Annotated in this window: 17 protein-coding genes; 3 read left to right on the plus strand and 14 right to left on the minus strand. The window is 65.7% G+C overall.

Annotated features, from left to right (window positions below):
- Positions 1–12 precede the first annotated feature (12 nt).
- From nuoN to ON44_RS15140, 14 genes are all read right to left on the minus strand, one after another.
- Positions 13–1,623, minus strand: a complete 1,611-nt coding sequence (nuoN, locus tag ON44_RS15075; RefSeq protein WP_040690422.1) for an NADH-quinone oxidoreductase subunit NuoN — start codon at positions 1,621–1,623, stop codon at positions 13–15.
- A complete protein-coding gene (locus ON44_RS15080) occupies positions 1,620–3,239 on the minus strand; it encodes an NADH-quinone oxidoreductase subunit M (protein ID WP_040690424.1) in 1,620 nt (539 codons plus the stop codon). The genes nuoN and ON44_RS15080 overlap by 4 nt, the downstream gene beginning before the upstream one ends.
- Entirely contained in the window at positions 3,236–5,149 is a 1,914-nt protein-coding gene (gene nuoL / locus ON44_RS15085) for an NADH-quinone oxidoreductase subunit L (protein WP_040690425.1), read from the minus strand. The genes ON44_RS15080 and nuoL overlap by 4 nt, the downstream gene beginning before the upstream one ends.
- 1 nt (position 5,150) lies before the next feature.
- Positions 5,151–5,450 carry an NADH-quinone oxidoreductase subunit NuoK gene (gene nuoK / locus ON44_RS15090; protein WP_040690426.1) on the minus strand — a complete coding sequence of 100 codons (300 nt, stop codon included), beginning with the start codon at positions 5,448–5,450 and terminating at the stop codon, positions 5,151–5,153.
- Positions 5,447–6,316 carry an NADH-quinone oxidoreductase subunit J gene (locus tag ON44_RS15095; protein WP_051182048.1) on the minus strand — a complete coding sequence of 290 codons (870 nt, stop codon included), beginning with the start codon at positions 6,314–6,316 and terminating at the stop codon, positions 5,447–5,449. The genes nuoK and ON44_RS15095 overlap by 4 nt, the downstream gene beginning before the upstream one ends.
- On the minus strand, positions 6,313–8,121 hold the full coding sequence (gene nuoH, locus ON44_RS15100) for an NADH-quinone oxidoreductase subunit NuoH (RefSeq protein ID WP_040690428.1): 1,809 nt from the start codon (positions 8,119–8,121) through the stop codon (positions 6,313–6,315). Before nuoH ends, ON44_RS15095 begins: the two co-directional genes overlap by 4 nt.
- Positions 8,114–10,582, minus strand: a complete 2,469-nt coding sequence (locus ON44_RS15105) for an NADH-quinone oxidoreductase subunit G (RefSeq protein ID WP_051182049.1) — start codon at positions 10,580–10,582, stop codon at positions 8,114–8,116. Before ON44_RS15105 ends, nuoH begins: the two co-directional genes overlap by 8 nt.
- Positions 10,579–11,892 (minus strand): NADH-quinone oxidoreductase subunit NuoF, encoded by a 1,314-nt coding sequence (nuoF, locus tag ON44_RS15110; RefSeq protein ID WP_040690429.1) that lies wholly within the window; start codon positions 11,890–11,892, stop codon positions 10,579–10,581. Before nuoF ends, ON44_RS15105 begins: the two co-directional genes overlap by 4 nt.
- Entirely contained in the window at positions 11,892–12,599 is a 708-nt protein-coding gene (gene nuoE / locus ON44_RS15115) for an NADH-quinone oxidoreductase subunit NuoE (RefSeq protein ID WP_040690431.1), read from the minus strand. The genes nuoF and nuoE overlap by 1 nt, the downstream gene beginning before the upstream one ends.
- A complete protein-coding gene (locus ON44_RS15120) occupies positions 12,596–13,930 on the minus strand; it encodes an NADH-quinone oxidoreductase subunit D (protein ID WP_040690434.1) in 1,335 nt (444 codons plus the stop codon). Before ON44_RS15120 ends, nuoE begins: the two co-directional genes overlap by 4 nt.
- Positions 13,930–14,700: an NADH-quinone oxidoreductase subunit C gene (locus ON44_RS15125; RefSeq protein ID WP_051182050.1), complete on the minus strand. Its 771-nt coding sequence runs from the start codon at positions 14,698–14,700 to the stop codon at positions 13,930–13,932. The genes ON44_RS15120 and ON44_RS15125 overlap by 1 nt, the downstream gene beginning before the upstream one ends.
- On the minus strand, positions 14,697–15,251 hold the full coding sequence (locus ON44_RS15130; RefSeq protein ID WP_040690435.1) for a NuoB/complex I 20 kDa subunit family protein: 555 nt from the start codon (positions 15,249–15,251) through the stop codon (positions 14,697–14,699). The genes ON44_RS15125 and ON44_RS15130 overlap by 4 nt, the downstream gene beginning before the upstream one ends.
- A gap of 77 nt (positions 15,252–15,328) precedes the next feature.
- The gene (locus ON44_RS15135; RefSeq protein ID WP_373283164.1) at positions 15,329–15,697 is read right to left on the minus strand and encodes an NADH-quinone oxidoreductase subunit A; all 369 of its coding nucleotides are present in this window, start codon (positions 15,695–15,697) and stop codon (positions 15,329–15,331) included.
- A 416-nt stretch (positions 15,698–16,113) separates the two neighbouring features.
- Positions 16,114–16,524 carry an Rv3143 family two-component system response regulator gene (locus ON44_RS15140; protein ID WP_040690473.1) on the minus strand — a complete coding sequence of 137 codons (411 nt, stop codon included), beginning with the start codon at positions 16,522–16,524 and terminating at the stop codon, positions 16,114–16,116.
- 154 nt (positions 16,525–16,678) lie between these two features.
- Here ON44_RS15140 and ON44_RS15145 point away from each other — a divergent pair, with 154 nt between their 5' ends.
- From ON44_RS15145 to ON44_RS15155, 3 genes are read left to right on the plus strand one after another with little or no spacing between them, the layout of a single operon-like run.
- Complete coding sequence (locus ON44_RS15145) at positions 16,679–18,220, plus strand: hypothetical protein (protein ID WP_040690437.1); 1,542 nt, start codon at positions 16,679–16,681, stop codon at positions 18,218–18,220.
- 3 nt (positions 18,221–18,223) lie between these two features.
- Complete coding sequence (locus tag ON44_RS15150; RefSeq protein ID WP_040690438.1) at positions 18,224–18,667, plus strand: hypothetical protein; 444 nt, start codon at positions 18,224–18,226, stop codon at positions 18,665–18,667.
- Positions 18,664–20,121 carry an FHA domain-containing protein gene (locus ON44_RS15155; RefSeq protein ID WP_040690441.1) on the plus strand — a complete coding sequence of 486 codons (1,458 nt, stop codon included), beginning with the start codon at positions 18,664–18,666 and terminating at the stop codon, positions 20,119–20,121. Before ON44_RS15150 ends, ON44_RS15155 begins: the two co-directional genes overlap by 4 nt.
- Positions 20,122–20,230 lie beyond the last annotated feature (109 nt).

Raw genomic sequence — 20,230 nt, forward strand, 5'->3', positions numbered from 1 at the left:
GTCGTGCGGGACTCAGCGGACGAAAGTCGATGCGCGGTCGGACAAGTCGAGCAGCATCTGCGGGATGATGCCGAGCAGGACGGTGGCGCCCGCGGTGAATGCGACGACTGTGGTGGTGAGGAATGGTGCCGCGACGTTGGGGGCGGCGGTGGGTGGGTCGGTGAAGAACATCAGGACGATGACGCGGATGTAGAAGAAGGCGGCTATGGCGCTGGAGATGACACCGACGATCACCAGGTAGGTGGTGCCGCCGGAGGCGGCGGCCTGGAAGACCGCGAACTTGGCGACGAAGCCACCGGTGAGGGGCAGGCCCGCGAACGAGAGCAGGAACAGGGCGAAAACCGTTGCCAGCCAGGGGGAGCGGCGGCCGAGGCCGGCCCATTGGGACATGGCGGTCGCCTCGTCACCGGCGGCGTCGCGGACCAGGCTGACGACCGCGAACGCACCGAGCGTGCCCAGCCCGTACGCCAGCAGATAGAACAGGATCGCCGAGGTACCAGCCGCATTCGCCGCAGTGAGACCGGTGAGGATGAATCCGGCATGCGCGACCGAGGAGTAGGCGAGCATGCGTTTGACGTCGGTCTGGGTGATCGCCATGACCGCGCCGATCACCATGGTCGCGATGGCAATGGCGGCGAGCACCGGACGCCAGTCGTCACGCAGACCGGGCACGGCGATCTGCAGCACCCGCAACAGCGCACCGACAGCGGCGATCTTCGTCGCCGCGGCCATGAACCCGGTAACCGAACTGGGCGCGCCCTGATACACATCGGGCACCCATGACTGGAACGGCACCGCGCCGATCTTGAACAACAGGCCCACCGCCAGCATCGCCACGCCGAGCAACGCCAGGGTGGTGTTCTGCGGATGCTGGGTTATCGCATCGGCGATACCACCGAGCTTGACCGTCCCCGCCTGCCCGTACAGCAGCGCGACGCCATAGAGGAAGAACGCGGACGAAAACGCCCCGAGCAGAAAGTATTTCAGCGCTGCTTCCTGCGAGAGCAACCGCTTGCGGCGCGCCAGCCCACACAGCAGATACAACGGCAGCGACAACACCTCCAACGCCACGAACATGGTCAGCAGATCGTTCGAGGCCGGGAACAGCATCAGCCCACCGATCGCCAGCATGGTCAGCGGGAACACCTCGGTGGTCGCGACACCCGCACGGACCGCGGCGATTTCACCCGCACTACCGGGCACCGCGGAGGCCTGCGGGGTGAACGCGTCCACGCCACCGCCGACAACGGCCGCGGCAACACTCCACGTCCCGGGACCGGAACGCACCTGCGGCCGCGGCTCGGCACCGCGTTCGGCCATGAGCAGCAGCGCCAGAATCGACACGACGAGAATCGTGCCCTGCAGGAACAGCGTCACACCGTCGATCGCCACCGCACCGACCACCACGGTCGCCTCGGTCCCGAACAACCGCAGCACCGCAACCAGTGCCGCCACCAACCCGGCCAGCCCGAGTGGCACCTGGATGGCGTACCGGTGGCGGCGCGGCGCGAACGCCTCGACGAGCACCCCGACCACCGCCACGCCGAACACGATCAGCATCGGCGACAACTTGGCGTATTCGATGCTCGGCGCGGGCATACTTGCCGCGAGCAGACTGCTCATTTGTGGGCACCTCCGTGATCGGCCCCCGCTGCGGGGATCGCGGGCGTCTTCGGCGCGGGATCATGGACGCCGATGGTGGTGAGCGTCTGACCCACCGCGGGATTGATGAAGTCCAGCACCGGTTTCGGATAGATGCCGAGGAACAGCAGCGCCGCGATCAACGGCACCACCACCGCCAACTCGCGCGGCACCAGATCATAGAGCCGCTCGTTGCCCTCCTTGACCGGACCGGTCATCATCCGCTGGTACATCCACAGCACATACAGCGCGGCCAACACCAGCGCACCGGTCGCGATCACCGCCGCGAATCCGTACCGGCTGAATGTGCCAAGCAGCACCAGGAATTCGCTGATGAACGGAGCCAGGCCCGGCAGCGACAGGGTGGCGAGACCGGCGATGAAGAAGGTGCCCGCCAGCACCGGCGCCACCTTCTGCACCCCGCCATAGGCGGCGATGGCCCGAGTGCCCCTGCGCGACACCAGGAATCCCGCGATCAGGAACAGTGCCGCGGTCGAGATGCCGTGATTGACCATGTAGAGCGTGGCCCCGGTCTGCCCCTGACTGGTCATCGCGAAGATGCCCAGAATGATGAATCCGAAGTGCGAGATCGAGGTGTAGGCGATCAGCCGCATCACATCGGTCTGTCCGATGGCCAGCAGCGCGCCGTAGATGATGCCGATCACCGCGAGCGTGATCACCAGGGGTGCATAGGTTCCCGAGGCATCCGGGAACAGCAGCAGGCAGTAGCGCAACATGCCGAAGGTGCCGACCTTGTCGACCACCGCCATCATCAACACCGCACTCGACGGCGTCGCCGCCACCGCCGCATCCGGCAGCCAGGTGTGCAACGGCCACAGCGGCGCCTTCACCGCGAAGGCGAACATGAACCCGAGGAACAGCGCATTCAGCACCGCCGGACCGGCACCGAGCTGCCCGGCATTGGCCGCCGCCACCACCGTGCGGAAATCGAAGGTGCCCGACGTTCCGGATCCGAGGCCCTGCCGCGCGGTGACCACATACAACCCGATCACCGCGGCCAACATGATCAGACCGCCGAACAGGTTGTACAGCAGGAATTTCACCGCCGCCCGCGAGCGCTGCTGACGATGCGCCAGATCGGCACTGCGCGGCCCGAATCCGCCGATGAGGAAGTACATCGGAACGAGCATCGCCTCGAAGAACACGTAGAACAGCAGAATGTCGAGCGAGACAAAGGAAATCAGCACCATCGCCTCGACGAGCAACGTCAACGCGACATAGGTGTGCGACACCCGACGCCCGCTGCCGACCTCGCGCTCATCGTTCCACCCGGCCAGGATCAGCAGCGGTACCAGCGCCGCGGTGAGCAGCACCAGCACCAGCGCGATCCCGTCCAACCCGAGCGTGTAACCCGCGCCGAAGGCCGGAATCCACTCGTGCGATTCGACGAACTGATATTGCGCCCCACCGGGTTCGAACCGCACGGCCAATACGATGCCGAACACCAGCACCGCCAATGCGACACCGAATGCCAGCCCGCGCGCCAGGGTGCGCTGCGACGCGGGCAACAGCAGCACCACCACCGCACCGACAACCGGCAATAACCACAGCGTGGTCAACCAGGGAAAGTCACTCACCAGAGCCTCACTGCCAGCAGGGCGGCGGCCACCAGTGCCGCGCCGGTGAACATGGACAGGGCATACGACCGGACGAAGCCGGACTGCACCTTCCGGATTCGCCCGGACAGCCCGCCGATCAGCGCGGCAGTCCCGTTGACGATGCCGTCGATGCCGCGATTGTCGAGGAATACCAGCGACCGAGTCAGATACGCACCGGGACGCATGAATACACCCTCGTTGACCGCGTCGCCGTAGAGATCCTTGCGCGCCGCGATCGTCAACGCCGACACCGCTTCCGGGGCGGTTTCGGGAATCTCACGCTGCGCGAACTGGTTGTAGGCGAAGCCGATTCCGACGGCGACCACGAGCAGCGCCAGGACGGTCACCACGCCCGCGGGCACGACCTCCTCGCCGTGATGCGCGCCGACCACAGGTTCGAGCCAGTTCTGCAGCGACGACCCGAAGACGAACAGCCCACCTGCCGCCACCGAACCGATCGCGAGCAGAATCATCGGGCCCGTCATCACCGCGGGTGCCTCGTGCGGATGGGTGTCCGCCCCCGCGGCGGAGCCGCGTAAGTGTTCGGGCCAGCGACGCTCGCCGAAGAACGTCATCATCATCACGCGCGTCATGTAGAACGCGGTCAGCCCGGCACCGAACAGCGTCACCGCACCCAGTGCCAAACCGCTTGCGCCGCCTTGGTTGAACGCTGCCTCGATGATCCGATCTTTGGAGAAGAATCCGGCGAACGGCGGCACGCCGATGATCGCCAGATAGCCGAGCCCGAAGGTGACGTAGGTGACCGGCAGCAGTTTGCGCAGTCCGCCGTAGCGGCGCATATCGGTCTCGTCATCCATCGCATGCATGACCGACCCGGCCCCGAGGAACAGCCCGGCCTTGAAGAAGCCATGGGTGAGCAGATGCATGATGGCGATCGCGTATCCGGCCGGGCCGAGGCCTGCGGCCAGCACCATATAACCGATCTGGCTCATGGTGGACGCCGCGAGCGCCTTCTTGATGTCGTCCTTCGCGCAACCGACGATCGCACCGAACAGCAGCGTCACCGCACCCACCAGCACCACACCGAGTCGTGCATTGGGCGCGAGATCGAAGATCGGCCCGGAGCGCGCGATCAGATACACACCCGCCGTCACCATGGTGGCCGCGTGGATGAGCGCGGAGACCGGTGTCGGACCCTCCATCGCGTCACCGAGCCAGGACTGCAGCGGTACCTGCGCGGACTTACCGCATGCGGCCAGCAGCAGCAACAACCCGATCGCTGTCAGCGTGCCCTCACCCGCCTGCGGCGCGGTCGCGAACACCGATCCGAAGTCGATCGAGCCGAAGGTCGCGAACATGGTGAACATGGCGATGGCCAGCCCCATATCACCGACCCGGTTGACCACGAACGCCTTCTTGGCCGCGGTTGCCGCGGTCGGCTTGTGGTACCAGAAACCGATCAGCAGATAGGAGGCCAGACCGACGCCCTCCCAGCCGAGATACAGCACCAGGTAGTTGTCCGCCAGCACCAGCAGCAGCATCGCCGCCAGGAACAGATTCAGGTAGGCGAAGAACCGCCGCCGTCCCGGATCGTGGTTCATATAGCCGACGGAATAGATGTGGATCAGCGATCCGACGCCGGTGATCAGCAGCGCGAAACACACCGACAGCTGGTCCAATTGGAGGCTGAAGTCCACCTGCAACCCGTCGACCGGCACCCAGCTGAAAAAACCCTTGTGGATCGCGCGGGCGGCATCATCACGGTCGAGCATGTGGAAGAACGCGACGACGGCGAAGCCGAACGAGGCCAGCGCGGTGGCACAGCCGAGCAGATGCCCCCACTTATCGCTGTAGCGCCCGATCAGCAGCAGCACGACGGCGCCGGCCAGCGGCAGCGCGGGCAGCACCCAGAGCGTTGCGGTATCCACGTCAGAACTTCAGCAGGTTGGCGTCGTCGACCGAGGTCGAACGGCGGACGCGGAAGATGGTCATGATGATGGCGAGTCCGACGACGACTTCGGCCGCGGCCACCACCATGGTGAAGAACGCGAACACCTGACCGTCCAGATTCGAATGCAGCCTGGCGAAGGTGACGAAGGCGAGATTCACCGCATTGAGCATCAGCTCGATGCACATGAACACCACAATGGCGTTGCGCCGCAGCAGCACACCGGCCGCGCCGATGGTGAACAGCAGGGCGGACAGGAACAGGTAGTTCTCAGGATTCACCGCTTGCCTTCCTCGTCTGCCTCGCGGGCGGGGGTTTCGGGCTCCTCGACCTCCGAGGCGAAGGTCGGGGTCGTGCCGACCGAGATGACCGCCGCCTCGGTGAGCGCCCTGGTGCGGCGATGCCGCAGGATGGTGCTGACCGACAGCTCCTCGAAGGATCCGTCCGGCAGCCGCGCCGGAATATCGACCGCGTTGTGCCTGGCGTATACACCCGGTGTCGGCAGCGGGGTGGCGCGATCGGAGGGCCGGGCCGGGTCGTAGGCGCCGCGGAAGCGGCGGCGTGAGAGCTCCCGCTGATCCAGGCGCGGCCCGAAATTCTCCCGGTGCGCCAGGATCATCGCGCCGATGGTGGCGGTGATGAGCAGTGCGCCGGTGAGTTCGAAGGCCCACACATACCGGACGAAGATCAGCTCGGCGAGTTGTCCGATCACGTCCTGATATGCGAATCCCTTTGCCGGATAGGTGGTTCCGGAGTTGCGGATGCCGTTGGCGATGCCGCTGATCAGCAGCAGCCCGAAGCCGAGTCCGACCGCGGCGGCCGAGAGCCGCTGCCCGCGTAGTGTTTCCCCGAGCGATTCGGGGGAGTCGACGCCGACCAGCATGAGCACGAACAGGAACAGCATCATGACCGCGCCGGTGTAGACGACGATCTGCACGACGCCGAGGAACAGCGCGTCCTGTGCCATATAGAAGGTCGCGAGCACGATCATGGTGGCGGCCAGGCAGATCGCCGAATGCACGGCCTTGCCCGCGAAAACCATGCCGAGTGCGCCGATCACCGCGAGCGGGCCGAGGATCCAGAATTGGACGGTCTCGCCGGTGGAGGTGTGGGTCAGTGGCTCGGCGGCCAAGATGAATTCGGTCACCGCACGCCTCCTTCCGCGCCCGCGGCGGCGGGCTCCCTGGTATCCGAACCGCTTTCACCGCCGGGGACATTGCCGCGGTAGTAGTCGCCTTCTGTCGCACCGGCGTACATCGTGTGCGGCGGTGCGGTCATACCGGGCTGCAGCGGAGCCAGCAGCCGGTCCTTCTCGTAGATCAGATCGGCGCGATTGTCATCGGCCATCTCGTACTCGTTGGTCATGGTCAGTGCCCTGGTCGGGCATGCCTCGATGCACAATCCGCAGCCGATGCAGCGCAGATAGTTGATCTGGTAGACCTGCCCGTAGCGTTCGCCGGGCGAAAAGCGTTCGGTCTCGGTGTTATCCGCGCCCTCGACGTAGATCGCATCCGCAGGGCAGGCCCACGCGCACAACTCGCAGCCGATGCACTTCTCCAGACCATCCGGATGCCGATTGAGCTGGTGGCGACCGTGATAGCGGGGCGCGGTCGGCACCTTCTGTTCTGGATAGGACTCGGTATTGGGCTTCTTGAACATGGTCAGGAAGGTGACCGCGAAGCCCATCAACGGTTCCAGCAGTCCCGCCTTGGGTTCCGGACGCCGCGTCGATGGATCCGGCAGCGGTGGCGTCGGGAAGCCGAGGAATACCGCGCTGCCCGATTCAGCTGAAGCGGGTTCCTCGACCGTCGGCGGCGCGCTCTGTTTGCGCCCGGCCCGCAGGAACATCAGCACCATCAGTCCGGAAATGATGATTCCGCTGACCACCAGCAGCGGCGTCTGGATCTCGTAGCCCTCGTTCTGCAGCACCCGGGCGCTGCCGACCAGCATCACCCACAGCAGTGAGGTCGGGATCAGCAGCTTCCAGCCGAGATTCATGAACTGGTCGTAGCGCAGGCGGGGCAGCGTGCCGCGCAACCAGATGAACACGAACAGGAAAGTCCACATCTTGGCGATGAACCACAGCGCCGGCCACCAACCGGAATTCGCGCCGTCCCACAGGTTGATCGGGAACGGAGCGTGCCAGCCGCCGAGGAACAGCGTGGTGGCGAGCGCGGAAACTGTTGCCATATTGATGTATTCGGCCATCATGAACATGGCGAATTTGAGCGAGGAGTATTCGGTGTGGAAGCCGCCGACCAGCTCGCCTTCGGCCTCGGGCAGGTCGAACGGCGCACGGTTGGTCTCACCGACCATCGACACGCAGTAGATCAAGAACGACGGCAGCAGCAGGAAGACGTACCAGGTGCCCTCCTGCGCCTTCACGATCCCGGAGGTGGCCATGGTGCCGCCGAGCAGGAACACCGTCGCGAAGCACAGCGCCATCGCGATCTCGTAGGAGATCACCTGCGCGGTCGAACGCAATCCGCCCAGCAGCGGATATGTCGAACCCGACGACCAACCCGCCAGCACAATGCCGTACACACCGATCGAGGTGATGGCCAGGATATAGAGCACCGCAACCGGCATATCGGTGAGCTGCAGTGCGGTCCGGTGGCCGAGGATCGAAACTTCCGGCCCGATCGGGATGACCGCGAACGCCATGAACGCGGGCACCACCGAAATGACCGGCGCCAGAATGAAAATCGGCTTGTCGACGATGGCCGGGACGATATCTTCCTTCAGCGCCATCTTCACACCGTCGGCGACGGCCTGCAGCGTGCCCTTGGGACCGACCCGGTTCGGGCCGATGCGCATCTGCATCCAGGCCACGATCTTGCGCTCCAGATACACCGCCATCATCGGCGTGAGCAGCAGGAAGGCGAAGATCGCCAGGGATTTCCCGATGACGAGCCACAGCGGGTCGTGGCCGAAAAGAGAGAGATCACTCATGGCGGTGTTCCTTCATCCTCTCATCGGCGCGGTGCAGCTGCACCACACCGCCCGGCTGGGTGGCGAGCTGTTCGTTGACCGAGCAGCCCGGCGAGTTCAGCGGCAGCCACACCACCCGATCGGGCAGATCTGTGATCAGCAGTGGCAGCGTGATGGTGCCGTGATCGGTGGCCACGACGATCGGATCGTCATCGGCGGCACCGATTTCGGCAGCGGTGGTTGGCGACAGCCGCACCACCGGCGGCCGCGCGACACCCGCCAGATTCGGCTCGCCGTCCTGCATGCGCCCCTGATCCAGCAGCATCCGCCAGCCGGACAGGATGGCCGTGCCGGGATTGGGTTGGGTCACCGGATGCGGCCGATGCGCCGGCGCGGGCACCGGCGGACCGTCCCAGGCGCCGAGTTCGGCGAGTTCGGCGCGCGCGGATTCGGTATCGGGTAGTCCGAGCGCCACCGTCATCTCGGTCGCGATGGCCTGCAGCACTCGCTGATCCGACAGTGGTGCGGGTTCGCGGCGCACCATCGAATCGCCGAGTGCCGCATCGAATTGCCGAGGCCTGCCCTCCCAGGTGCGGAAGGTGCCGGATTTCTGCATTGCCGAGGCCACCGGGAAGACGACATCGGCGCGTTCGGTGACCGCGCTGTGCCGCAATTCCAGGCTGACCACGAAGCGAGCGGCGTCGATGGCCTCGACCGCCGCCTTGGGGTCGGGGAAGTCGGCGATATCGACGCCGCCGATGACCAGTGCGCCCAAGGTCGGCGCGGCCTCCAGAATGGCGGCGGTATCGCGACCGGCGGTGACCGGCAATTCCGCGACATTCCAGATCGTGCGAACCTCTTGGCGCGCACGGGGATCAACGACCGGTCGACCACCGGGCAGCAGGCCGGGCAGCGCACCCGCCTCGACCGCACCGCGTTCACCGGCGCGGCGCGGCACCCAGGCCAAGGCGGCACCGGTGTCTTCGGCAAGCCGGACGGCGGCGGACAGTGCGCCGGGGATTCCGGCCATCCGCTCACCGACCAGCACCACTGCACCGGGCTGACGCAACAGCTGTGCGGCTGTCGCCAAAGCGGCAGCGTCCGTCTCGCCGGTGCGCATGGCATCGAGCAGATGCGGCTCGGCCCCGGGTACGGCTTGCAGCAGCGTGCCCGACATCCGATCCAGTCCGCGCGAGGAGTAAGCGGCGAGTGAGAAAATCGGCAGACCGCGCTTGCGTGCCGCCTTGCGCAGCCGCAGGTAGATGATCGGCGACTCCTCTTCCGGCTCGAGTCCGGCCAGCAGTACGACCGGTGCGTTCTCCAGGGCGTCGTAGTCGACGGTGACACCCTGTCCGGCGATACGGGCGGCGAGGAAGTCCGCCTCTTCGGCCGAATGCACTCGGGCGCGGAAGTCGATGTCATTGGTGCCCAGGGCGACTCGGGCGAATTTGGCGTAGGCGTAGGCGTCTTCCTCGGTGACGCGACCACCGACCAGCACGCCCGCGCTGCCGAAGGCCGACGCCAAACCCTCCGCCGCGGCGGCCAAGGCCTCGGACCAGGACGCGGGTGCGAGATTGCCGTCCCAGCCGCGCACCAGCGGTGTCGTGAGCCGATCGCGTTCGGTGGCATAGGTGAACGCCCACCGGCCCTTATCGCAGTTCCACTCCTCATTGACCTGCGGATCGTCACCCGCTAAGCGGCGCAACACTTTTCCGCGCCGATGGTCGGTGCGCTGTGCACAGCCCGATGCGCAGTGCTCGCAGATGCTCGGGCTGGAGACCAGATCGAACGGACGGGCCCGGAACCGGTAGCTGGTGCCGGTGAGCGCACCCACCGGGCAGATCTGCACGGTATTGCCGGAGAAGTAGGAGTCGAACGGTTCGGCCTGTGCGGTGCCGACCTGTTCGAGCGCACCGCGATCCATGAGTTCGATGAACGGATCCCCGGCGACCTGCTGCGAGAAACGAGTGCAACGGGCACACAGCACGCAGCGTTCCCGGTCCAGCAGCACGGCCGTGGACAGCGGAATCGGCTTGGGGTAGGTGCGTTTCACGCCGTCGAAGCGGGTTTCGGGCCGACCACTCGACATCGCCTGGTTCTGCAGTGGGCATTCACCGCCCTTATCGCAGACCGGACAGTCGAGGGGGTGGTTGATGAGCAGCAGCTCCATCACTCCCTCCTGCGCCTTGGCGGTGGCAGGTGAGGTCAGCTGGGTGCGCACGATCATGCCGTCGGCGACGGCCATGGTGCAGGACGCGACCGGCTTGCGCTGCCCCTCCACCTCCACCAGACACTGACGGCAGGCACCGACCGGGTCCAGCAGCGGGTGGTCGCAGAAGCGCGGGATCTGGATGCCGATGAGTTCGGCGGCCCGGATCAGCAGGGTGCCCGCGGGGACACTGACCTCGGTGTCATCGATGGTGACGGTGACCAGGTCAGCTGGTACGAGCCCGCTGGTATTGGTATTCACGGTGGCGGTCATCGGACTCCTTCGGCCCAGGCGGTGGCTCGCGCGGGATCGAACGGGCAGCCGTCGAGCCGCAGATGGTCGACGTATTCCTCGCGGAAGTACTTCAGCGAGGAGATGATCGGGCTGGCCGCGCCGTCGCCGAGTGCGCAGAACGATTTGCCGTTGATGGTGTCGCTGATATCGAGGAGCTTCTCCAGATCCGATTCGGTGCCCCGCCCGGCCTCGATCCGCTTCAGCAGCTGGACGAGCCAGTAGGTGCCCTCGCGGCAGGGCGTGCATTTACCGCAGGATTCGTGGGCGTAGAACTCGGTCCAGCGCAGCACCGCGCGCACCACACAGGTGGTGTCGTCGAAGATCTGTAATGCCTTGGTGCCCAGCATGGATCCCGCACCGGCCACACCCTCGTAGTCCAGCGGCACGTCGAGGTGTTGGTCGGTGAACAGCGGCGTCGACGAACCGCCCGGCGTCCAGAACTTCACCTGGTGTCCGGCGCGCACACCACCGGCATAGCCGAGCAGTTCGCGCAGCGTAATGCCCAGCGGCGCTTCGTATTGCCCCGGCCGAGCGATGTGCCCCGACAGCGAGTACAGCGTGAAGCCCGGGGACTTCTCACTGCCCATGGACCGGAACCAGGCCGTGCCGTTGAGGATGATGGGCGGCACGCTCGCGATGGATTCCACATTGTTGACCACCGTCGGGCAGGCATACAGACCCGCGACGGCCGGGAACGGTGGCCGCAGTCGCGGCTGGCCGCGCCGCCCCTCCAGCGAATCCAGCAGTGCGGTTTCCTCACCGCAGATGTAGGCACCGGCGCCGGCGTGCACGATGAGTTCCAGGTCGTAGCCGGAGCCGAGAATGTTCTTCCCGAGGAATCCGGCCGCGTACGCCTGCGCGACCGCGGCCTGCAGCCGCCGCAGCACCGGTACGACCTCACCGCGCACATAGATGAACGCGTGTGCCGCCCGAATCGCATACGCCGCGATGATGACGCCCTCGATGAGGGTGTGCGGGGTGGCCAGCATGAGCGGAATGTCCTTGCAGGTACCGGGTTCCGACTCGTCGGCATTGACCACGAGATAGTGCGGTTTGGTGACGCCGTCCGGGCCCGTGCCCTGCGGGATGAAGCTCCATTTCATCCCGGTCGGGAAGCCCGCGCCGCCGCGACCACGCAGACCGGCGTCCTTGATGGTCTGGATGACCTGATCGGGTTCCATCCGCAAGGCCTTGCGGATGGCCTGATAGCCGTCGTGGCCACGGTAGTGCTCGATGGTCCACGACTGCGGGTCGTCCCAATACCGGGTGAGTACGGGAGTCAGTGTCATCACACGCCCTCCGAATTCGGTTCCGGCGCTTGCATATTCTGTTCCTGCGCAACCCGCAGACCGGCCAGCGTCGCCTCGCCCGCCGCACCGTCGAGCGCTCCGGGGCGCTCGTCCGGGAAGCCCGCGAGGATGCGCGCGGTCTGCTTGAACGTGCACAGCGGCGCACCGCGCGTCGGTGTCACCTGCTCGCCTCGGCGCAGCGAATCCACCAGTGCGGCAGCCGATTCCGGGGTCTGGTTATCGAAGAACTCCCAATTGACCATCACCACCGGCGCGAAATCGCAGGCCGCGTTGCATTCGATGTGCTCGAGGGTGATCGAACCGTCCGCCGAGGTCTCGCCGTGCCCGATGCCGAGCCGGCGCTGCAGGGATTCGAGAATGGCATCGCCACCCATCACCGCGCAGAGCGTGTTGGTGCAGACACCGACGTGATAGTCGCCGGTGGGGGTGCGCCGGTACATCGAATAGAAGGTCGCTACCGCTGTGACCTCCGCGCCGGTCAAGCCCAGCTGTTCGGCACAGAATTCGATGCCGGTGCCGGTGACGCAGCCCTCCTCGGCCTGCACCAGATGCAGCAGCGGCAGCAGCGCCGAGCGCGGCTCCGGATAGCGGGCGATGATCTCCTTGGCATCGACCTCCAATCGCTCGCGCACGAACGGCAAGAAAGGCTGCGGCCGGGTGGACAGCTTCAACAGGATCTCGGTCATCGGTCAACTCCGCCCATCACCGGGTCGATGCTGGCGACGGAGGCGATGACATCGGCGACCATCCCGCCCTCGCACATCGCCGCCACCGCTTGCAGATTCGTAAACGAGGGGTCGCGATAGTGCACCCGATACGGGCGGGTGCCGCCGTCGCTGACCATATGCACACCGAGTTCGCCACGCGGCGACTCCACCGCCACGTACACCTGCCCCGCCGGGACCCGAATGCCCTCGGTGACGAGTTTGAAGTGGTGGATGAGCCCCTCCATGGATGTGCCCATGATGCGGCCGATGTGCCTGGGGGAGTTGCCGAGTCCGTCCGGCCCCAGCTGCAGATCCGCGGGCCAGGCGAGCTTCTTGTCGTCCACCATCACCGGACCCGGCCGCAATTTGTCCAGGCACTGCTCGACGATCTTGAGCGACTCCTTCATCTCCGCGACCCGAATCCAGTAGCGGCCGTAGCAGTCACAGCCGGTGGTGGTGGGTACCTCGAATTCGTAGTTCTCGTAACCGCAGTACGGCGCCGCCTTGCGCAGATCGTGCGGCAGACCGGTCGAACGCAGCACCGGACCGGTGATGCCGAGTGCCATGCAGCCGGCGAGATCCAGGTAGCCGATGTTCTGGGTGCGTGCCTTCCAGATCGGATTCTGGGTGAGCAGATGATCCATATCGCGCAGCCGCTTGGGCAAAAGTTTCAGCAGCTCACGGACCTTGGTGACGCCGTCGTCGGGCAGGTCCTGGGCGAGACCGCCGGGCCGGATGTACGCGTGATTCATGCGCAGGCCGGTGATGGTCTCGAAGACATCCAGAATCAGCTCGCGTTCCCGGAAACCGAACAGCATCGGGGTGAGCGCACCCAACTCCATACCACCGGTCGCCAGCGCGACCAGATGGGAGGAGATCCGATTGAGCTCCATGAGCATGACGCGAACGATGGTGGCGCGTTCAGGAATCTGGTCCTCGATATCGAGCAGCCGCTCGACGCCGAGGCAGTACGCCGTCTCGTTGAAGAACGGGGACAGATAGTCCATCCGGGTGACGAAGGTGGTGCCCTGCGCCCAGTTCCGGAATTCGAGATTCTTCTCGATGCCGGTGTGCAGGTAGCCGATGCCGCAGCGGGCCTCGGTGACCGTCTCGCCCTCGATTTCCAGGATCAGCCGCAGTACGCCGTGCGTGGACGGATGCTGCGGACCCATATTGACGACGATGCGTTCTTCACCCGCGCTGTCGAGGGTTTCGGTGACCGCGTCCCAGTCCTGGCCCGCCACTGTGACCACAGCGGGTTCGGGCCCGGTGTCGTTGTGGACGCCGGGCCGGGTGTCGATGTCGTTCATTACTTGTACGCCCTCCGCTCGTCGGGCGGCGGAATGCGCGCGCCCTTGTACTCGACCGGGATCCCGCCGAGCGGGTAGTCCTTGCGCTGGGGGTGGCCACGCCAGTCGTCGGGCATGGTGATGCGCGTCAGCGAGGGGTGGCCGTCGAAGAGGATGCCGAAGAAGTCGTAGGTTTCCCGCTCATGCCAGTCGGTGGTCGGATACACGCTGAACAGCGACGGGATATGCGGGTCGGCGTCCGGTGTGGAGACCTCGACGCGCAGGCGCCGGTTATGGGTGATGGACATGAGGTGATAGACCGCGTGCAATTCGCGGCCCGCGTCGTCCGGGTAGTGCACGCCGTTCACGCCGAGGCAGAGCTCGAAACGCAGTGCGGCGTAGTCGCGTAACGCCTTGGCGACCGTCACCAGATGTTCGCGCCGCACGTGCAGGGTGAGTTCGCCGCGGAAGACGATCACCTTCTCGATGACGGTCTCCCAGCCGACGCCGACCGCGCCGAGTGCGGTGTGCAATTCGGTGACGACCTCGTCGAAGTAGCCGCCGTAGGGCGCCGGGGTGCTGCCGGGCAGTGTCACCGGACGGACCAGGCGGCCGTAACCGGAGGTGTCGCCGGAGCCGGTGACACCGAACATGCCGTGGCGCACGCCGATCACCTCGGCCGACGGCGAATCCGCTTCCGGTGGTGTGCCTTCCGGGCCTGCGGTGGCCGCGGCGTCGACGAACTCCTGCGGCGTCCTGATTTCGGTATTTTCGGGGGAGTCGAAGGTCATCGCAGCAGACCCTCCATCCGGATGGTCGGCGTGGACGCCAGCGCCGCCGCTTCGGCGGCACGGATGGCCTCCTCGCGGTTGACGCCCAGTGGCATCTGCTGGATCTTCGCGTGCAGTGTCAGGATCGCGTTCAACAGCATCTCCGGCCGCGGCGGGCAGCCGGGCAGGTAGATATCGACCGGCACCACATGGTCCACGCCCTGCACGATGGCGTAGTTGTTGAACATGCCGCCCGAGGACGCGCAAACGCCCATCGCCAGCACCCATTTCGGTTCGGTCATCTGGTCGTATACCTGACGCAGCACCGGTGCCATCTTCTGGCTGACCCGGCCTGCGACGATCATCAGATCGGCCTGCCGCGGTGAGGCGCGGAACGCCTCCATGCCGAAGCGGGCGATATCGAAACGTCCTGCGCCGGTAGCCATCATCTCGATGGCGCAGCAGGCCAGCCCGAAGGTGGCAGGCCACAGCGAGCCCTTGCGCAGATATCCGGCGAAATCTTCGACCGTGCTCAGCAGAAAGCCGCTGGGCAGTTTTTCCTCGAGACCCATGTTCGACTAACTCTCACTTCCACTGTGCGTACGGCCCGACATGACGTAATGCCTTGCGGGCCAGTGCGTATGGGCGATCAGTCCCAGCTGAGACCGCCGCGGCGCCATTCGTAGGCGTAGGCCACCGAGACGTTGAAGATGAACAGCGCCATCGCGGCGAGACCGAAGAGACCGAGCGCATCGAAGTGGACAGCCCACGGGTAGAGGAACACGATCTCGATATCGAAGATGATGAACAACATGGCGGTGAGGTAGTACTTCACCGGAAAACGTTGTCCGGTAACGCTTCCCGGCCCACCCGCGACGGCGTGCGGTGTCGGTTCGATGCCGCACTCGTAGGCCTCCTGTTTGGCCCGGTTGTAGCGCTTGGGGCCGACGAGGGCCGAGAGGATCACGGAGAACACCGCGAACGCGGCGGCGACCGCGCCGAGGACCAGAGTGGGCATCTCGATATTCACGACTGCACTTCCCCTCCTTGCGAGCTGTAGCTGGCGGTTGGGCGTCATGTCCCCCGACGGCGGCCCGGGGATGTGATGGTCGGCGTCGGAATCATGACGGCAGCTTCCGAGGCGGGCTGACGTCGTTGTCCGCCTCGGTCAGACTCGCCTCATGGCCTGCTCGCACCGCGCGGGTCTGTCATATCGAGGCCCGCGCTCATGTGAGCTACGGCACAGCCTACAACCGTCGCGACGGGTCGACCATTTATTCGATTGGGGTCTTTGATCGAAAACGGGACTGCTATTTATGACTGAATCGGGGGTAATCCGACCCGTCGGATCGCTAAGCGATAGCGCCGTCACGTGACATCGGAGTGCCTGCGTCCTCGGGACGCGGGCACATGTGACGATGAGAAAGATCGAGGTCAGGCAGCGGTGCGGTTTCGCAGCACCGTGACGACGGCCTCGGTGAGCCGGATCGGATCGATCGGATGGGCCACGGCGGCCTCGGCGCGCGACCAGTTCGCGAGCCAGGCATCGTCGGGGCGACCGGTGAGCACCAGAACCGGTGGGCACTGGGCGATCTCGTCCTTGAGCTGTTTGGCAATACCGAGCCCGCCCGCCGGGGCGGACTCGCCGTCCAGGATGGCCAGATCGATACCGCCCGCATCCATCTGCTCGATGACCACGGGCGCGGTCGCCACCTCGAGGTATTCGAAGGCGGGCAGCTCAGGGTGCGGGTGTCTGCCCAGTGCCAGCATCACTTGGCGCCGGGTATCGGCGTCGTTGCTGTAGACCAGGACCCGCAGTGGGGTGGAACGAATCGCGTCGGCCACGCAGGGATGGTACGTCGGGGCGGGGGTGCGGCGTGGCAGGTTGGCGCAGATTGCTCCGCGCGCGTCGCGCTGGCGCCGGTCGGCGGTGTGGAATGCGTGCGCGGGCAAGGTAATCGAAAGCGGTTGCTAAGTTTCGGCCGGTAGCATCCCGAAAATGCGGGGAGATATCACGCGCGAACTCGTCGAAACCGACGTGTGGACAGACGAGATGGTGGGCCGGGCGGGTATTCCGGTGGTGGACGTTCCGTTCGTCACCATCGGCAGCGGGATCGGATCCTTCGTCACCTACGACACCCTGCGGATCTACGGCGTACCGGCGGCAGCGATGGCGGTGCTCGGGCCACAGGAGGTGCCGTGGTCGTCCTATGAGTATCTGACGCGGGTATCGCAGATCCCGCGCGGGGAGCGATTGCGCAGCGACTCGGCCTCGATGCCGGACAATATCTGGGGCTTTCCGTCCTATGCGGTGCGCGAGGCGCTGGCGGAGAGAACGATCCGACCGCTGTGGAATGTGTTCACCGAGCCGATCTTCAGCAATTACTACACGCCAAGGGCGGGGCAGGCGTTCGTCGCGATGGAACGGGAGTTCCATCGGATCGGATATGCGGGTTCGTTGCACAAAGGGCATGTGCGCATGGTGCGCAAACGCTACGGCGGTGGGTATTTCAGCGTCCTGACTCCGCCCGTGGGTGCTGCCCCGACCAAGCGGATCGCGTTTCGCAGCACGTATGTCCATGTGGGTGTGGGCTATCCGGGGCTGAAGTTGTTGCCGGATCTGCAGGAATATCGGGAGAAGTACCGGGATCCGACGCGCGTGGTCAATGCGTATGAACCGCATGAGCACGTGTATCAGGCACTGCAGCGCAGACCGGGCAAGGTGATGATCCGCGGCAGCGGGATCGTGGCCAGTCGGGTGCTGCAACGGCTCATCGATGACCGGGACAAACTGCGGCTGAATACCCAGATCCTGCATCTGTTTCGGCACTATGTCGCCGCCGCGCACGGACCGAATATTTTCAGTCGACGCAAGGGCGGCGACGGCTGGTCATATCAAGGATTCAACTATCCGAAGTCGGTATGGGGCGGGCAGCTCAAAGCGAAGATGCGCACGCTGCAAGGGGAACAGCGCGCGCAGGCCTATCAGGAGATGGGCGGGACCAACACTCCGGTGCGCTCGAATTGGCAGGAGCAGCTGCGGCGCGGGCGTAAGGAGGGGTGGTATCAGGTGATGGCGGGCAGTGCGCGCGATCTGCGGCCCGTGCGGGGGCAGGGCGGGGTGATCACCACGATCGTGCCGGATCCCACGGCGGCGCTGCCGCTTCCGCCGCCTACCCAGCCCTTCGACATTTCGGCCGATTACATAATCGACTGCACCGGGTTGGAGGCCGACGTACGCGAACATCGGTTGCTGGCGGATCTGCTGGATCATGCCGGTGCCGGTCGCAATCCGGTGGGGCGCATGGATGTGGCGACCACCTTCGAGTTGATCGGCACGCGAAGTGGCAGCGGACGCATCTATGCATCAGGTAGTGCGACGCTGGGTGGACCGTTTCCGGGAGTGGACACCTTCCTGGGGTTGCAGATCGCGGCGCAGGAGATCGCGGACGATCTTGCGGCGCTGGGTTTCTGCCAGCGGATGGGGCCGCTGCGGTCGACGGGGCAATGGTGGTTGTGGGCGATGAACAAGAAGATCTGATCGATGCTACTTACTTTGAACGGGCGGATTCAGACCCGCATGCTCGCGCTCGGCGTGATCGGATTGCTGGTCGCGGTGATCATTACGCCGGTCCTGCCGACCGGATCGCTGTCACTCGGCAATGCCTATCGGGTGACGTTGTCGGTGCTGCTGGCGACCGTGTTCGTCGGCGTACTGTGGGAACTGCTCTACCATTTTCTGCAGCAATTCCGGTGGGAGAAGGACTGGCCCACGCTGTTCGGGTTCTGGACGGTGATCAACGAGGCGGCGCTGATGTGGGTCCTCGTGCACCACACGACCATTGTGCTGCCGCGCGCGTTGCATCCGTCGCTGACTGCGTTCCTCATCCAGTTCATCGTGACGTGGATCGTGTTCTGGCTCATCGTGAACGGGCCGATGCGGGTGGTGTTCCATCGGTGGCGGTTCCAGGGTGGGCGATTCCTGTGAGTCGGCAGCTCGAGGTGCTGCCGGGTGGTACGCATCTGATCGCGAACAGTGGCGGCGTCGTCCTGGTCGTCGCGCATCGTTCGGATATTGCGGCCGATGCCGAATCGGCTGCGGCGCAGACGATGACGGCATTGCTCGAGCTGGTGCGCGAGGCCGGCGCGCAGGAGCAACCGCGCACCGGACGCATGTTCGCACGGCTTGCCACCACGTGGTTGATGAGCCTGGACGACGAGGACCAAGTGGAATTCGGGGTAGTTACCCCGAGCACGTCCGGAGCGGCGTTATTCCTGCACGGCGGTGTCACCGCGGTGCTGGAGACCTCGGGTCGCGCAGAGGTACTGCACGGCAGGGATGCCGGATTCACGGTCGACCGCGTGGTGATCCCGGCACCGGCTATCGGGATCGGGCTGTTCGTGGACGAGGACGGGACGACCGCGTCGGCGTTACCGAGCCGTGGTATCGCCGGACTCGGCGAGGGAACGGTGCCTGGTGCCGGGGCAGTGCTGTGGTTCGGGGCGCCCGCGTCGGCTCGTGCAGCGGCGGCGTGGCGGCCTTCTGGCACCCTGCGAGCGGGATCGGACGTCGGCGGAGCCGGAGTGGGGTCGCCGCAGGACGCGTCATCGACCGAAGATGTGGGAGCAGTGCCGGGGATCCGGGTCGAGGATGCTGAACGGCGGGAGTCCCCGAGGCAGGCAGTTGAACTCGTCGATCCGGTGGCGAATCGGTCGGGAAGCGAGATTGAGCCGGAGCCGGAACGTGGTGCAGTGCAGCCGCCGATCGGGGGCGGATCGGCGGGGAAGGCGGCACCGTGGGAGCGCGCGTCCGCGATGGGCGTGGGAAACCTGCCGCCGAGAGGTGCCGTGTCGGGTGTCGGGGAGCGGCGGCGAGTCGGGCTTCAGAAGGCCGATATCGGCGTATCAGGGGCGGTCGCACCGCCGAACCGGCCGGAAAATGGGGTGGCGTCGGTGCCCGGGAGCGGTAGAGCTGTCGTTCGGGGGTTCATGTGTTCGCGGCAGCATCTGAACGATCCGCGGGTGTCGTTCTGCGCAGTGTGTGGGATTCGGATGGATCAGTTGACCTGCGTGTTGACCGAGGGAGTGCGGCCACCGCTCGGGTTGCTGATGCTCGATGACGGAACGTCGTACGTGCTCGATAACGACATCGTCCTCGGGCGGGAACCCGAACATGCCGAGGCGGTGCGCCGCGGTGCGCGGCCGATCCGGTTGCCGGACAGCTCGGGCGCGATGTCGCGGGCGCATATGGAGGTTCGGTTGGTCGAATGGGATGTCGCCGTGGTCGACCAGGGCTCGGCCAACGGCACCTACATTCGCATGCCCGGCCACCAGGAGTGGCTCCGCGCCATGCCGAACCAACTCACCACCCTGGCCGCCGGTGCCCAGATCCTGCTCGGCGGCCGCATCCTCACCTTCGACTCCCAACACAGCCAGTTCTGAATCCGCGCGGAACCCCCGTGTGTCTTTCGCGGTGCGGCCGCGAGTCAGCTTCGCCAGTAGTTGTCGGCGGCGGCGATGGTTTGGGTCCGGACTGCGGCGGGTGACTGCA

Origin of the sequence: Nocardia vinacea NBRC 16497, assembly GCF_000308835.1 — a bacterium.
Classification (GTDB): domain Bacteria; phylum Actinomycetota; class Actinomycetes; order Mycobacteriales; family Mycobacteriaceae; genus Nocardia; species Nocardia vinacea.